The organism is Massilia polaris (assembly GCF_012927275.1).
Classification (GTDB): domain Bacteria; phylum Pseudomonadota; class Gammaproteobacteria; order Burkholderiales; family Burkholderiaceae_D; genus Telluria_A; species Telluria_A polaris.
Map to the genome: position 1 here is coordinate 331190 of NZ_JABBGG010000003.1, position 15418 is coordinate 346607.

The following is a 15418-nucleotide window of genomic DNA, read 5'->3' on the forward strand; positions in this document are numbered from 1 at the left end:
GGGTAAAGTTAGCGGTTCAGGAAGTCGACCAGCTTGGGGATGACAACGGTGGGCGCTTCTTCCATCAGCCAGTGACCGGCATCCTTAACGACCATGCCCTCGACATTGGTGGCGACCAGCTTGCCCTGGTTTACCAAGGATTCACCGGAGGCCTTCTCCCCCGCCAACACCAGCATCGGCATCGGCAGCGGCGTTTTGGCGAATACGGCAAATTCCTTGGCATCCTGCTCGAAGTTGCGGAAATACTCCATGCCGGCTTTCATATGCCCGGGCTTGGCGTATTCCTTTGCATAAAAACGGCGGTCGGCCTCGGACAGGGACTTGGTCTTGTTGGCTGCGAAATCGTTCCAGAAGTGTTCGAAGTAGAGACGTTCTCGGCCCGACACAAGCGCCAGCGGCGTGGTGCCGTAAAAATGGAAGTGCCACAGGTCGCGCAGCAGCCAGACGTCCTTCCAGTTTCCGACGCCGGGCAAGAAAGCGTCCATCAGCACGATGCGTTTGACTTCGGCGGGATACTGCGCCGCGTAGGCGTAGGCCACCATGAGACCAATATCGTGTCCTACCAGTTTGACTGGACCGAGCTTCAGGGACGTGGCAAGCGCATGTATGTCCTTTGCCAGTGCGGCCTTGCCGTAGCCGTCCGCCGGGGCAGCCGACGATCCCGCGCCGCGCATATCCGGAGCAATTACCAGATGCGTTTTTGCCAACTCCTTGATCAGCGGACGCCACATGTGCGACGTCTGGGCGTATCCATGCAGCAGGACCATCGGCTCGCCCTTTCCTGCGACCAGATAGTGCAAGCGTACACCGTTGGCTTCAGCGAACTTGCTTGCAATCGCCTGCGCCGAGGCGCTTCCAGTGACGACTGTTGCAAGCAAAAACATCAGGCACGCGGCCATGCGGCTGCAGCGCTTTAGAAAGTTCAATGTACTCATCACGGGGTCCCTGTAAAGTGACGGAGAGTGAGCGAGGCGATCAGGTTTGGCTGCAAGCAGGAACTGCGTCGCTGAAATTCATTATCGTTCAGGCATCACCAATGCGCGAGTAAATCGGCTGACGAGCAGCGCGACAATGTCCAGCGCATTTTGTTTCCCTAACTTCCCACGCTCGGAGAGCGTGTGAGAGCTTGGAAGGGCCGCAAGTTTTCTGTGCCCCGCCACTCCCTATGGTAGCGATTAGAGCTGACTCATACCGCCGTCGACGATTAACTCGGTACCGACGATAAACGCGGCGTCGGCAGAAGCGAGGTATAAGACGGCGCTCGCCACTTCTTCCGACGTACCAAAACGCTTAAGCGGAATTTGCTCCTGAATAGCCGCAGCCATTTCATCCAGTTGCTGGGAAGGCATTCCAAGGCGTCCGTACAAGGGCGTGGCGACCGGACCAGGGCTGACCACGTTCACGCGCACGCCGCTGGCGAGCAACTCAGAGGACAGCGTTTTTGACAACGAAATGAGGGCCGCCTTACTTGCCGCGTACACCGAGGAGGTTGGCATGCCGATCCGGGCATTGATCGACCCGTTCAGCACAACTGAAGCTCCCTTGTTCAGGATCGGTGTCAGCGCCTGGATCAGGAAATAAGGTCCTTTGACATTCACATCGAAAGTGTCGTCCCACATCGTTTCAACGACGTCGGCAAACGGGGCGAACTTGGCGACACCAGCGTTGATGAATACGGCGTCGAGGGAAAGGCCCTTGGACGCCAGTGTCGCGGCAAGCAATTTGTCGTCGTCCACGTTACCCTGGTCGTTTCGCATAGCGAGCGTCTGCCCGCCGATGAGTTCCCTGGCGCTGTCGAGCGTCGAAGGCGATGCCGTCGATCAGGCCGATGATGTCCTCGATGCGCTTGCCGGCCTTGCTGATCGCGCCCATCGTCTCGCCCACCCGCGCCACGGCCTCGCCACCGCGCGTCGCCACCACCGTGGCCTGCAACACCAGCCCGCTCGTCACCTTGGCGTTGCCGGCGTTCTGGCGCACCGCCCGCGCCAACTGCTCCATGCTGGAGGCGGTTTCCTCCACCCCGGTCGCTGGCCGTTCCGTGCGCGCCGACAGATCCGTGTTGTCGGCAGCAATGTCGCGTGTCGCGGCCGACATCGTATCCACATTGCCGCGCACGTCGCCGATCATCGCCACCAGGTTCAGGTTCATCTGCCGCATGGCGCGCAGCAATTGCCCGACATCATCGCTGCGGGTCGTGCCGATCTGGCAGCTCAGGTCGCCGCCCGCGATGGCGCGCGCCGCCTGGATCGCCCTTTGCATCGGTATGCCGACCGAGTGCCGCACGGTGAATTCCAACAAGGCGATGACGACCACGCCGAGCGCGCCGGCGCCGGCAAACAGCGCCCCAAGGGGCCCGCCGAGCAGCGTCAGGCCGGCCACGCCGATCGCTGCGAACAGCATTGCGATTGCCACCAGGGCGCCCGCCACCCGCAAGCGCAGCGACGAGCCCAGCAAGCGGGATGCCAGTCCCGCCAGCCCGCTACGCACCAACTGTCCCTGGCGGAAGGCACTTCGTAAACGGAAGGGGATTCCCACTGCTGGCGTCTGATGCCCCAGACGGAAGCCGGACTGAAAGTAGCCCAGCTTCTTATTCAATCCGCAGGATATCTCTCGACCTCGCCAAAGGCGACTGAGGATCGGAAAAAACGGTACAGGTGACTCATGCCCCAGCGCGCAATCGCATACTGAACCACTTATGGAGTTTGACCATGTCCCAACAACAAAGTTCAAAACATTTTTTCACTTGGACGGCTGCGGGCGCTACGCGCCCGGCTCCTTTCACTCCCTGCCCTGAAGGACAGGGTTTCTCGGAGCAATTCTGATGAAATACGGATTCACATAGGTGATCCGGCCTTTCAGGTCCGTTTTGGACACGATGTACCTGCCATCTGCCAGCGGGTACTCGACGGCGGTGACGGGAAGATTCTGTCGCATGCTGCTCTCTTGTTATTTGGTTGAATGGATGATGCCCTGCTCCGGTGCGCCCGCGTCCGCGTCAGCCAGGCTGGCGCGCAGGCGCTGGAACTCGGCCGAGGAGCGCAACGCGGCGCGGCCCGCTTCCTGCAGCTTGTCCACCTGGACCGGCAGGATGGTCAGCGCGGTCGGCACCTGCAGCAGCGCCGAGCGCGCCTTCGGATCGTGGACGTCGCGCAGGCTGACGCTGATGATATGGATGTCGGCGTCCGCCGCGAACGGGCTGCCGGCGGTGCCGCGCACCGCTTCGAGTTCCTCGCGCCAGCGCTGGGCGCTGTCGCTCATGGCCTCGAGGGTTTCGCCGGTGGCGCGCGAACCGGCGCCGAACACCAGCGCATCGAGCACCTGGCCCGTATCGGGCACGCGGGCGCTGCGGTCGATGCGGCTGCCGATGTCGCGCTCGGAATTGACGCTGATGAGCACGATCTTGCGCACCGCGCCGGCCGGCAGGTGCTGGAAGCTGGCGTCGAGCGAGCCGCCCGCTACGGTGCGCACCAGCAGGCCGCGCACGCCGAGGTTGTCGATCAGGCCGCCGTCGGCCAGGTGCAGGTAAGGTCGCTCGGCGGCGTCCAGGTAGCTCTGCACGCTCGCATGCAGCAGGCGCGCCTGCAGGTTGTCGGCGCCGCGCGCGGCCGCCGCGGCCTGACGCGACTGCGGGCAGCTGCCCGCATAGTTGCGCACGGTGACAGGGCTGAGCAGCAACGGCACCGACGAGGATGCGGCCACGGCAAACGACAGCGGCACGCTGTTCAGGTCCGAGCAGATCAGCGCGAACTGTTCCGGCGTGAATTCGAACGGGGCGCCGGTGGTCAGGTCGCTGGCCGTGACCAGCAGGCGCGGGCCAATCCGCCGCGACTGCAGGTCGGCGAAGGTCTTGCCGCGGTACAGCTTGTCCAGTTTTTCCGCCAGCAGGTTGCTGCGCCCGTACCACGGCGAGCTGATGCGGTACAGGGAGCGCGGCGACAGCGCATGGGCGATCAGGCCGGCCTGGAAGTCCTGCATCAGGAAATCCGGCTCGAAGCGGGTGAAGGTTTCGTCGCCGAAGGCCACGTAATAGGTTGCCAGCACGCTGCCGCCGGATACGCCGCTGACCAGGCCCATCTCGTCCATCAGGGTGGTCTGGCGCCCTTCCCACGCGAAGCCGGTGGCTTTCAGTTCCTTCAGCACGCCCAGGCCGAAGGCGGCGGCGCGCGCCCCGCCGCCGGACAGCGTGACGGCGCCGATGATCGAGTGCGGACGGCCGTCCGCGCCGGCAGGCACCAGCGCCGCCGGCGCCGGCGAAGTGCCGGTGATCGGCTGGTTCAGCCAGGGGCGCGCCGTCGAGCAGGCGCCCAGCAGAACGGCAAGGCCGGCCGCCAGCAAGGTGCGCGCCAGGCGCGCCGCCGGAGTTTGCAGGAGGGGTCGCATCATGCCATCCCTCACAGCGCAAGCCACGGCCGCAGGCTGCGCAGGCTGTCTTCGTCCAGCTCGCCCGCCGCCAGCGCCAGCCGCAGGCGGCCCAGCAGATAGTCGGCGCGGCCCTGCACCAGCTCCAGCTCGGCCCCGTACAGGCGCTGCTGGGCGTCCAGCACGTCCAGCGCCGTGCGGCTGCCGACATCGCGCCCGCGCGTGGTGGCATCGAGCGCGCTGCTCGCCGAGGTCAGCGCCTGCTGCTGGGCGGCGATGCGCGATACCCCCGTGGTGACGGCCAGGTAGCCTTCCTGCACCTTCAGGCGCACATCGCGCCGCGCCGCCGCCAGTTGATTGTCGGCCTGGCCGAGGCGGGCCACCGCCTCGCGCTGGCGCGAGTCGAGCGCGCCGCCGGCGTACAGCGGCACGTTCAGCACCAGTCCGATCGCGCCGGTGCGCTCGCCGTCCGGCGCCACCAGCGGCGACAGTCCGCCGCTCTGCTGCTTGGCGCCGTAACTGGCCACCACATCGATCGTCGGGCGGCTTGCCAGGCGGTTCTTCGACAGCTCGGCATTGGCGATCGCCCGCTCCGACTGCCTTGTCAGCACCAGCGTGCTGCGGCTTTCGCCGCGCGCCTGCCAGTCGGCCAGCGCGGCCGGCTGCGGCAGCTGCGGCGCAAAGCTCGGCGACAGCGGCGCCAGGCCGTCCGGCGCAGCGCCGGTGGTTTCGCGGAACTGGGCGCGCCGCAGTTCGAGCATCGACTGGGCCGACACTTCGCGCGTCCTGACCCCATCCAGCCGCGCCTGCGCCTCTTGTACATCGGTGATGCGGTCCTGGCCGACGCTGAAGCGGGCCTTGGCGCGCTCGTGCTGGCTACCCACGGCGGCCAGCTCGGCCTGCACCACGCGCAGGGTTTCCTCGGCCACCAGCACGCCGAAGTAGGCTTCCGCCACGCGCAGCGCCAGCTGCTGGCGCGCGGCGGCGAACTCGGTCTGCGCCAGCGTGGTCTGCTCGCGCAGCTGGCGCCGGCCGGCCGTGGCGCCGCGGTCGTACAGCGGCTGTACCATCTGCACGGTGGCCTCGCGTGCGGTGCCGCTGCTCGATTCCGACAGCAGCTGCGACGCCGTCTCGCCGCTGTGGTGGCGCAGGCGGGTCACGCTGGCCTGCAGGTTGACGCGGGGGCGCAGCAGGGCGTCGCCCTGCACCGCTTTCTCGCGCCCGGCCTCGAGGGCCTGGTCGGCCGCCAGGCTGGACGGATCGTAGGCCAGCGCCTGGCGGTAGGCGTCCGACACATCCATGGCCCACGCCGGGCCGCCGTGCAGCGCCAGCAGCAGGACCAGCAGCGCCGGCAGCGTTTTCAGTTTCACGTTCAGTTTCATTTGCTTGTTCATTTATATTCTCCTCAGGCGGCTTGCGGGCGCGTGGCGCCGTAGCAGGCCGCGTACAGGGCGGGAAGGAAGATCAGGGTCAGTACGGTCGCCACGGCCAGGCCGCCCATGATGGCCCAGGCCATCGGGCCCCAGAACACCGAGCCGGTCAGCGGCACCATCGCGAGGATCGCGGCCAGCGCGGTCAGCACGATCGGGCGCAGCCGGCGAACCGCCGATTCCACGATGGCATCCCACAGCGGCGCGCCATTGGCCACGTCTTCGTCGATCTGTACCACCAGGATCACCGAGTTCCGGATGATCATCCCGGCCAGCGCGATCACGCCGAGCATCGCCACGAAGCCGAATGGAATCTGGAACGCCGCCATCACGATGGCCACGCCGATCAGGCCCAGCGGCGCCGTCAGCAGCACCAGCCCCATCTTTTTCATGTCCTGCAGCTGGATCATCAGCAGCAGCAGCACGACCACGGCGGTGACCGGCATCACGGCAAACACCGAGGCCTGCGCCTTGGCGCTCGATTCCAGCGCGCCGCCGATCTCGATGCCGTAGCCGAGCGGCAGCGACTTGTTTAGCGGTTCCAGCTTGGCCCACACGGCGTTGGTGACGTCCGGCGCCTGGGCGTTGGCGATGTCGGCGCGTACCGTCAGCGTCGGGATGCGGTTGCGGCGCCACAGCACACTTTCCTCGCTGTCCAGGGTCAGGCGCGCCACCTGCGACACCGGCACGAATTTGCCTTCGCGCAGGTAGATCTTGGCGTCCTTCAGGTTGTTCAGGTCGGTGCGTTCGGAGGCCACCAGGCGCGCGGTGACGGCAATTGCCTGGTCATCTTCGCGGTAGTGGGTGATCGGCGTGCCCGACAGCGACGCTTCCAGCGCCGCCTTGATCTGGACCGAGCTCACGCCGAGGGCGCGTGCCTTATCCTGGTCGACGTCGACGCGCACCCGCTTGACGCGCTCGCCCCAGTCCTGGTTGACCGCACGCACATGCGGGTTGCTGCGCACGATTGCGTTCACCTTGGCGGCGATTTCGCGCACCTTGACAGGATCGTTGCCGTACACGCGGAACTGCACCGGATAGCCGACCGGCGGACCGTTTTCCAGCCGATTGACCCGTCCGCGCACATTGGCGAAACGCTGGTCGAGCAGCTTGCGCAGCTTGACAACCACCCGCTCGCGCGCCTCGCCGCCCTTGGTCATCACCATCATCTCGCCCAGGTTCAGGTTCGGGGTCTGCGCGTCGAGCGGCAGGTAGAAGCGCGGTGCGCCTTCGCCGACGAAGCTGGTGACCGCTTCGATGTCCGGGTCGCCCTTCAGCTCGCGCTCCAGTTCGCGCACCTCGCGCTCGCTGGCCTCGAAGGTCGATGCCTCGGGCATCCACAGGTCCACCATCAGCTCGGGACGGTCGGAGGACGGGAAGAACTGCTGCGGCACAGTCTTGAACAGCGCCAGCGAACCGCAGAAAGCCACCAGCGTGATGCCAATCACCCAGCCGCGGCGGCGCAGGCAGAAGTCGACGACGTTGCGGAACTTGACGTAGAAGCCGCGCTGGTACACGGCGTTCTCGTCGTGGTGGGCGTGCGGTTCTTCCTTGAGCAGCTTGAAGCCGATCCACGGGGTGAACAGCACCGCCACCACCCACGACAGGATCAGCGCGATGCCGACCACCTGGAACAGCGAATACACATACTCGCCGGTGCCCGACTTGGCGAAGCCCACCGGCAGGAAGCCGGCCGCGGTGATCAGCGTACCCGTCAGCATCGGGAAAGCGGTGGCCGTGTAGGCATAGGTGGCCGCGCGGGTCTTGTCCCAGCCCTGCTCCAGCTTGAGCGCCATCATTTCCACGGCGATGATGGCGTCGTCCACCAGCAGGCCCAGCGCGATGATCAGCGCGCCCAGCGAAATGCGCTGCAAGTCGATCCCCAGCAGGTACATGGCGAGGAAAGTCATGCCGAGCACCAGCGGAATGCACAGCGCCACCACCAGGCCGGTGCGCATGCCGAGCGAGAAGAAGCTCACCGCCAGCACGATCAGCACCGCTTCGGCCAGGCTCTTCTTGAATTCATGTACCGATTCCTCGACCACGCGCGGCTGGTCGCTGACCGAGTGGATCTGCACGCCGACCGGCAGGCTGGCCTGGATGCGCGCAACCGTCGCATCGAGCTGCTGGCCGAGGCGGATCACGTCACCGCCCTTGCGCATGCTGACCGCGAGGCCCAGCGCCGGCTGGCCGTTGAAGCGCATGCGCATCACGGCCGGCTCGACGAAGCCACGCCGCACTTCGGCAATGTCGCCAAGGCGGAAGGTGCGCTGTCCGGCGCGGATGCCGATCGAACGGATCCCTTCCACCGAATCGAATTCGCCGCTGACGGTCAGGCGCACCTGCTCGGCGCCGGTCTGTACGCTGCCGGCAGCATGCACCGCGTTGGCCTGGGCCAGCGTGGTGGCGATCAGCGCCGGGTCGACGCCCAGCGAGGCCAGCTTGGCGGTCGACATTTCGACATAGATTTTTTCCTCCTGCTTGCCGACCAGCTGCACCTTGTTGACGTCGCCCACGCGCAGGAATTCATTGCGCGCGTCGTCGGCCATCTTGCGCAGGTCGGCGTAGTTGAAGCCGTCACCGGTCAGGGCGTACATATTGCCGTAGGTGTCACCGAATTCATCGTTGAAGAACGGCCCCTGCACGCCCTGCGGCAGCGTGTGCTTGATATCGGCCAGCTTCTTGCGGACCTGGTACCAGACGTCCGGTATTTTGGACGGCGGCACCGCGTCGCGCAGGTTGATCTTGATCTGGGTCTCGCCCGGCTTGACGTAGGTCGACATGTAGTCGATCTCGGCCACGCCCTGGAGCACGCGCTCCATCGGGTCGGTCACCTGGTCGGCCATCTGCTGGGCTGCACTGCCCGGCCAGTTCGCCTGCACCACCATGGTCTTGATGGTGAAGTCGGGGTCTTCCTTCTGGCCCAGGCTGCGGTAGGCCAGGATGCCGGTCACCGTCAGCAGCAACAGCAGGAAGGCAATCATCTGCTGGTGCTTGAGCGCCCATTCGGACAGGTTGACGTTTTTCATTTCGCGCCTCCACCCAGCCGCACTTGCTGGTTCGGCTGCAGCATGTGCACGCCGGCGGTTACCACGGTCTCGCCGCCGGACAGGCCGGCCGTCACCAACACGCTGTCGTTTTGGGCGCTGCCCAGCTTGACTTCACGCGCGGCCACGCGCTGCGACTTGGTATCGACCACCCACACGCTGCGCTTGCCGCCGCCGTCGACGATCGCCGTCAGCGGCAGGCGGATGGCGCGCTTGCCATCGACATCGGGCGCCAGCACCGACGCGGTCATGCCGAGGCGCAGCAGGGTCATGTCCGGCTGGGCGATGGCGACGCGCGCCGAATAAGTGCGGGTGACGCTGTCGGTGTCCGGCGCCAGCTCGCGCAGCGAGCCGCTCCAGCGTTTGCCCGGATGGGCCCACACCGACACGTCCAGCTGGCGCGCCTGGCGCAGCTCGTCGACGCGCGATTCGGGGATGCTGATGACCACTTCGCGTTCGCCATCGGCGGCCACGGTGACTACCTGCTGGCCGGCTGCGACCACCTGGCCCGCTTCCGCGTGCAGGGCGCTGACCACGCCGGTGCGGTCGGCCACCAGGGTGGTGTAGCCGCGCTGGTTGACGTTCAGCTGCTGGCGTGCCGAGGCCGCGCGCAGCTGCGCCTCGGCCTGCTGCAGCGCCAGGCGCTGGTGGTCGACTTCCACCTGCGAGGCGAACTGGCGCGCCAGCAGGGTCTCGGCGCGTTGCAGGTCGACCTTTGCCTGCGCCACGCGGCTGCGGGTGCCGTCCAGCTCGGCGCTGGCTGCGGCCAGCTGCAGGCTTTCCTGCGCGGTATCGAGCTGCAGCAGCGGCTGGCCGCGCTGGACATGGCTGCCCACCTCGACCAGGCGCGCCACGATCTTGCCGCCGGTGCGGAAGCCGAGCTGGCTTTCATAGCGGGCGCGGATCTCGCCCGAATAAGTGGCGCCCACGGTGCCATCGCTCAGGCCGGCGACGACGGTGCGCACCGGGCGCACCTCCTCATGCTGGGCAGGCGGTGTCTTGGAACAGCCGGCGAGCAGGCTTGCTACCGCGATGGCAAGGGCGGCCTTTTTAAATTTCAGGTTCACTTCAGATGTCCTCCAATGTCAGGTGAAACAGAATATACACCAAAACGACGTTGGTGTCATTATGACGGTTAATTCAAACTGACATTGGGTACTTTTTGACGAAAAAACGCAACACGGCCGGCGCCCCGCAGGGGCGCCGGCCAGGTAGATCAGGGTGGGAAAGTAGGAAGGAAGGCGGGGTGAATCAGGCGGCGGCGGGCGCCTGCGCGTCGGCGCGGGCCTGGGCGCGCGCCAGCAGCGAGTCGGCAGCCGGCGTCAGCTTGGGCAGCGGCCCCGCGGTCAGGCGCTCGGCCTCGGCCACGCCCATGCCGAGCATGCGCAGCATCGCGGCGGTAACCGCGTCTGGATAAGCCTTGCGGGTGCGCACGCGCGCCATGCGGTCCAGGGCGGCGATGCCGGCCCCGCCGATCAGGTCCAGCGCAATCTCGAGCGGTACGTCGGCAAACACGCCCTGCTTCTGCCCCTCTTCCAGGTCGGCCGGCAGGTAGCGGAAGGTGGCCTGGTACTGCACAGTCATGCGCAGCCCGGCGGCGGCCAGGAAGCGCGCCAGCAGGCGGTGGCCGCGCGCCAGGTTCAGGTAGCAGCGGATGGCGGTAGCCACGCGCAGCGCCGGGTCGGCGATGTCGCCCACCACCGGCTCGATCAGCCGCACCATCTCGCCGCTCAGTTCATTGGCGACCGCCGCCAGCAACTCTTCATTGCTGCGGAAGTAGTTATAGAAGGAGCCCTGCGACACCTCGGCCGCCGCCACCACGTCGGGAATCACGCTGGCGCCAACGCCCTTTTCGGCAAATACGATCATGGCGCTTTCGATCAGGCGCTGGCGCATGCGCTCGCGCCGCTCGGCGGCCACGCGGGGACGATGGTCAAGGGACTTGGCGGGCATAGTCGGTCCGGTCTGTGGGAAACGCCGCGATGATACCAGATTGCATGTGTGTCAACCGTTGAACAACTGGGTGCGCCGCAGCAGCGAGTCCGGCGGTAGTTCGAAGGCCGGCAGCGGCAGCGCCGCCAGGCGCGCCGCTTCCGCCTCTCCCAGGCCCAGCGCACGCAGCATGGCGCGCGCGCTGGCGTCCGGATAGTCCGGTTCGAGCGGCTCGCGCGCCACCGAATACGCTGCGCTCAGCACCAGTCCCGCCAGCATGTCGCTGCCGACGCGCTGGCCGATGTCGCCAAAGCGGCCCGCCGCCATGCCCGCGGCCACGTCGCGCGCCAGGAAGTGCGTCCCCAGCAGGCTGTTATTCGCGGCCGGGAAAGGCAGGCGCGCCATGAAGCTGCCGTACAGCGGGAAGCGCCGCGCCGCGTGCAGCATCAGCCGGGTGCCGCAGGCAATCCGCTCGGCTGGATCGTCGCAGCGCAGCACCACCGGATCGATCGCGCGCAGCAGCTCCTCATTGATTTCCCCGGCCACTGCCGCCAACAGTTCTTCATTGGTGCGGAAGTAGTTATAGAACGACCCGCGCGCCATACCCGCGTGGGCGATGACGTCCTCGATGACCGCGTGCGGGCCCTTCTGCGCAAACACCAGCAGCGCGCTTTCCAGCAATCTGGCGCGGGTCTTCTCGCGCCGGCTGGCCGCTACGCGGGTGCGGTGATTCTCTTTATCTTCAGTATTCATAATCGTCCTTGCGGTCCATTGTACGCAGATTCTTGTTGACACACCAGTCATGCTGACGATAATGTCAGCATCATAGACAAAACGGACGGCCTTTACTGTGCCGCCAAATGAGACTGGAGACCCCAATGAATGACACTTCCCCGGCCGGGCTGCGCACGCCGCCGTCCTATCCGGAAAGCGCGCTGCCGCCCGGCATCCAGAAGCTGCAGCGGCCGACGGCGCTAATCAAGGCGCAGTCCCTGGCCTTCCTGATGTTCGAGAAGCCCGACCTGCCTGCCACGAAAGCCTTCCTGGACGACTTCGGCATGCTGCAGGTAGCCGGCGGCGGCGAGCAGCTGACCATGCGCGGACATGGCAGCGCCCCGGCGATTTACGTGGCCCGGCGCGGCCGCCGCGCGCGTTATATCGGCGCCGCGTTCACCGTCGCTTCAAAAGCCGAACTGGAACGCCTGCAGGCCGACGCCGGTGCACGCCGCCTGGACAGCGCCGACATCCCTGGCGGCGGCAGCGGCGTCGAACTGATGGACCCGGCCGGCAACCTGCTGTGGCTGGTGACCGGCCAGCGCCCCTCCATCCCCCGGCCGCTGCGCGCCCCGCTGCACCCCTACGCCAACTGCCATGGCGAGGTGCGCCGCGTGAATGCCACCGTGCGCCCGCCGCTGGTGCCGGCCGCCGTGGTCGGCTTGGCCACGTTGTGCTGCAGACGGTCGACTTTGCCGGCTTGCGAAAAACGTCTTACGGCCTTTACGTTTTCGGACATGGCACCACGCCACGTTATCGACGCGACTGGAGAAGGGTTCACTCTGTCGCCAGAGCACATGGCATTCTCTCCGCTCAGCAGCAAGAAGCGGTGGACCAAAGCAGCTATCATTGACCTCTACAACAGCCAAAAGGGACCTGACCAATCAGATTATCCGGCCACATCCCTCGGCAATAAAAGCATGGAGAAGGTGGTCAAGGACATCGTGGAACTTCTCACCGCTCGAAGGAAGGTCGATGGCGCCACCGAGCGGGGAATAAGTTAAATCGTTTATACGATATATGCCCCCCTTGCGAAGCGCGGTTAATCTTTCCAAAAAACCCGTGCGTCTTACGGAAGATACTGGCAATTTAAAACCACTGGTATCGCGTCGCACTGTTCAACCGTTACAATCACCCGTCTAAACGTAACGCCTTCCGATAAAAATCCATGGCCAAGAAAAAGCAGTCCTTGTTCGAAGACATCGCCCATATTGCTGCCAAGCTGCCGTGGCAGGTTTCACTAATTCTAGCTAGCGCCGCGTACTTCGGGTTCCATCACGTTGCCGCCATGCCGCCAACACCAGTGCAGACTGGGACCGCCAACATTGGAGCCGCATTGACCGGCGTTCTGCTGCGAACTGCTGGAAGTGTCCTGCAGTACGTGGTGCCCCTTGCATTCGCTTTGGGAGCCATGATTTCGGTATTCAAACGGCGTAAGCATTCCGAACTTCACAACACGGTTGCCGCAGCGCCCCACCGGGGGGCGCTGGAGAAGATGTCTTGGCGTGAGTTCGAGGACCTAACAGCGGAAGTATTCCGGCGAAACGGTTTCAAGGTTATCGAGCGAGGTGGTGCGGGGCCAGATGGCGGTGTTGACGTCGAGCTGCGGATGGGGTCAGACAAATATCTAGTTCAATGCAAGCAATGGAAGTCACTGAAAGTTCGCGTCGCTACTGTCCGGGAGCTCTACGGAGTAATGGCGGCCGAAGGCGCCGTTGGCGGATTCGTCGTTGCGTCCGGAGACTTCACCAGTGATGCCCTCAGCTTCGCCGAGGGGCGCGCCATCAAGCTGGTGCACACGGCAGAGATGCTTAGGATGGTGGCTGAGACCCGAAAGGAGGAGACCTCGGGGCTGACGCCGGCGGTGAAGCCAAATCAGGGTAAGGCCCCAGCAGCGATAATGACTCCCCTCTGTCCAAAGTGCGGGGTGCCCATGGTTCTGCGGAGCTCAAAAAAAGGCGGCGCAGCCGGCAATGCGTTTTGGGGATGCTCGAAGTTTCCCGGATGCCGGGGCGTCTTGAAGGCGGCGTGAAACCATTCGCGGAGATGGCTGTAGGAACTATATAGCGCGTAAAGTTCGCGTTATACGATGCTTACTCGCCTGGTTCCAAGTAATGGGAGAGCTAAAATTATGCATAAGAAAGCCGCCTTCAGTGGGCGCTTAGCGACCTCACCAGTGGCACATCTCAATGCCAATCACTCAGCATCCACCATCGACTCATGAGCACATACAAATGGCAGTTCGCCCCCCGCTTCCGCCGCAACGCCTTCGGCTGGAAATCGGACACGCCAATCCAACGCATCAAAGAAGCGCTCACTGAAATCAAAGCTGTCGCGAAGAAGGAGCCGGTCCTGGCCGCCGAGGGGGCCGTGCTGTTCCTAGAGAAGCTAGCGCCGGCGATTGAGCGAGTCGACAGCTCTTCGGGCGGCATTGGCTCTGCGGTCAACCGCGCCATCGAGACCCTCGTCCCAATCATTGCAAAGGCCGAGGTCAGCCGTGCGGTGCGAGAGAAATGGCTGGACCGTCTGTGGGACGCCCTTCAGGAGGACGACATCCCGTACCTTGAGCACCTTGGAGAGCTTTGGGGCGACATGTGCGCGACGCCAGAAATCGCGGCACATTGGGCTGATTATCTGTCGCCGACGTTGACGACAATGTGGGAGCACTGCGCAAGCAGCAGCGAATATGGATATTTCAAGGGGACCACCGCCTGCCTAAGCGCGCTGTTCGCGGCCGGGCGTCACGACGAGCTGCTCGCATTGATAGCGAAGTCCGAGTACAAGAACAAATCCTGGCACTTCCGGATATGGGGTGCGAAGGCATTGGCTGCCGCCGGCAAGCCCACGGAGGCCATCCGCTACGCGGAGGGCTCAAAAGGGTTGAACGCGCCTCTGACGGCCATTGCGGCGTTCTGCGAAGCTGTTCTGTTGGACTCGGGGTTTGCAGATGAGGCGTATGCGCGATACGCCGTCGAAGCGACGTATGCGACGACCAACCTGGCGACATTCAAGGCAATCGTGAAGAAATATCCGCACATGCCACGGGAGACCATTTTGCGTGACCTAGTTGCAAGCCAGCCAGGGAATGAAGGCAAGTGGTTCGCTGCTGCCAAGGATGCGGGCTTTTTTGAGCTGGCCATCGAGCTCGCGAAGCGGAGCCCATCAGACCCGCGGACACTGATACGCGCCGCCAGGGACTTTGCCGAGGAACGACCGGAGTTCGCGCTCGCGGCCGGCATGACGGCGCTGCGAGGTATCGCGAATGGGTGGGGTTACGACATTACAGGCATCGACGTGCTGGATGCGTACGCGGCCGTGATAGCGGCGGCCGGCGCCGCGGGCGTGGATGTGGCGGTCGTTAAAGCGGATGTGCAGGCGCTGATTGCGGCCAGCCGCGGTGGTGAGTTTATTGGGCGAGTGTTGGGGCGGCAGTTGGAATACTGAAAAGGCGGACCTTCATAGTTGTAAAATTTCGGTCGTCGAACCTCTACAAACGGGAAGTCTATGTTTGGGTGGCGTTGCAACCGCCCAACCCGCCGGAAACAAATTAGGCAATTCGGGCATACGACTTCAGCCATCCCAGTCCCTCTTCGATCTTTAAGTAGAGGCTTGCGTACCCTTTGCGCAGCAAACTGTCCGGCAGCGCCCAGTCCCATTTTTCGCGCTGTAGGTTCTTTGCGTCTTCCAGCAAGACGTCAAGTTCCGGCAGTTCATCCAAAGCCGCATCGAGAATTGCTTCGGCAATCTCGTCAGTGGTCGCTCCCATCTTGATGACTTCGATGCCTGGACCGGCCGCATAGGCGGTAAACCCTCTATGGCGGAGGATGCAGGCAATGGCGTCGTTGGCGGCATCGCCCAGCCACGTCATCAAGAGAA

The 15418-nt window shown here is 64.7% G+C and carries 12 protein-coding genes and 2 pseudogenes; 3 read left to right on the top strand and 11 right to left on the bottom strand.

Translation table 11 applies throughout. From position 1 onward, the window contains the following. Window positions 1-8: 8 nt before the first annotated feature. From HHL21_RS07735 to HHL21_RS07775, 10 genes and pseudogenes are all read right to left on the bottom strand, one after another. Window positions 9-935, bottom strand: a complete 927-nt coding sequence (locus tag HHL21_RS07735) for an alpha/beta fold hydrolase (protein ID WP_169464678.1) — start codon at window positions 933-935, stop codon at window positions 9-11. A gap of 240 nt (window positions 936-1175) precedes the next feature. Further along, window positions 1176-1805 (bottom strand): annotated as a pseudogene (locus HHL21_RS07740) (SDR family oxidoreductase); the annotation flags it as partial. Next, window positions 1738-2400, bottom strand: a complete 663-nt coding sequence (locus HHL21_RS21905; RefSeq protein ID WP_308640225.1) for a HAMP domain-containing protein — start codon at window positions 2398-2400, stop codon at window positions 1738-1740. The gene HHL21_RS21905 and the pseudogene HHL21_RS07740, both read right to left, overlap by 68 nt. A 411-nt stretch (window positions 2401-2811) precedes the next feature. Then, window positions 2812-2934: pseudogene (locus HHL21_RS22295) on the bottom strand (ubiquitin family protein); the annotation flags it as partial. A gap of 12 nt (window positions 2935-2946) precedes the next feature. Continuing rightward, a complete protein-coding gene (locus tag HHL21_RS07750; protein WP_229496176.1) occupies window positions 2947-4383 on the bottom strand; it encodes a patatin-like phospholipase family protein in 1437 nt (478 codons plus the stop codon). Between the two features lie 8 nt (window positions 4384-4391). Further along, a complete protein-coding gene (locus tag HHL21_RS07755; protein ID WP_229496178.1) occupies window positions 4392-5753 on the bottom strand; it encodes a TolC family outer membrane protein in 1362 nt (453 codons plus the stop codon). Window positions 5754-5764: 11 nt separating this feature from the next. Beyond that, the gene (locus HHL21_RS07760; protein ID WP_169464681.1) at window positions 5765-8818 is read right to left on the bottom strand and encodes an efflux RND transporter permease subunit; all 3054 of its coding nucleotides are present in this window, start codon (window positions 8816-8818) and stop codon (window positions 5765-5767) included. Next, window positions 8815-9903: an efflux RND transporter periplasmic adaptor subunit gene (locus HHL21_RS07765; RefSeq protein ID WP_169464682.1), complete on the bottom strand. Its 1089-nt coding sequence runs from the start codon at window positions 9901-9903 to the stop codon at window positions 8815-8817. Before HHL21_RS07765 ends, HHL21_RS07760 begins: the two co-directional genes overlap by 4 nt. 184 nt (window positions 9904-10087) lie before the next feature. Beyond that, complete coding sequence (locus HHL21_RS07770) at window positions 10088-10789, bottom strand: TetR/AcrR family transcriptional regulator (RefSeq protein ID WP_229496180.1); 702 nt, start codon at window positions 10787-10789, stop codon at window positions 10088-10090. Window positions 10790-10840: 51 nt separating this feature from the next. Beyond that, window positions 10841-11521: a TetR/AcrR family transcriptional regulator gene (locus HHL21_RS07775; RefSeq protein WP_169464683.1), complete on the bottom strand. Its 681-nt coding sequence runs from the start codon at window positions 11519-11521 to the stop codon at window positions 10841-10843. Between the two features lie 125 nt (window positions 11522-11646). Between HHL21_RS07775 and HHL21_RS07780 the strand changes: the two genes are divergently transcribed. The 3 genes from HHL21_RS07780 to HHL21_RS07790 all read left to right on the top strand — a co-directional run bounded on the left by HHL21_RS07780 (window position 11647) and on the right by HHL21_RS07790 (window position 14986). After that, window positions 11647-12546: a VOC family protein gene (locus HHL21_RS07780; protein WP_169464684.1), complete on the top strand. Its 900-nt coding sequence runs from the start codon at window positions 11647-11649 to the stop codon at window positions 12544-12546. Window positions 12547-12710: 164 nt separating this feature from the next. Beyond that, window positions 12711-13574, top strand: a complete 864-nt coding sequence (locus HHL21_RS07785; protein WP_169464685.1) for a restriction endonuclease — start codon at window positions 12711-12713, stop codon at window positions 13572-13574. 188 nt (window positions 13575-13762) lie between these two features. Beyond that, a complete protein-coding gene (locus HHL21_RS07790) occupies window positions 13763-14986 on the top strand; it encodes a hypothetical protein (protein ID WP_169464686.1) in 1224 nt (407 codons plus the stop codon). A 103-nt stretch (window positions 14987-15089) separates the two neighbouring features. On the opposite strand, the gene HHL21_RS07795 is transcribed toward HHL21_RS07790, so the two are convergent. Continuing rightward, a complete protein-coding gene (locus tag HHL21_RS07795) occupies window positions 15090-15410 on the bottom strand; it encodes a hypothetical protein (RefSeq protein WP_169464687.1) in 321 nt (106 codons plus the stop codon). Between the last annotated feature and the right edge of the window lie 8 nt (window positions 15411-15418).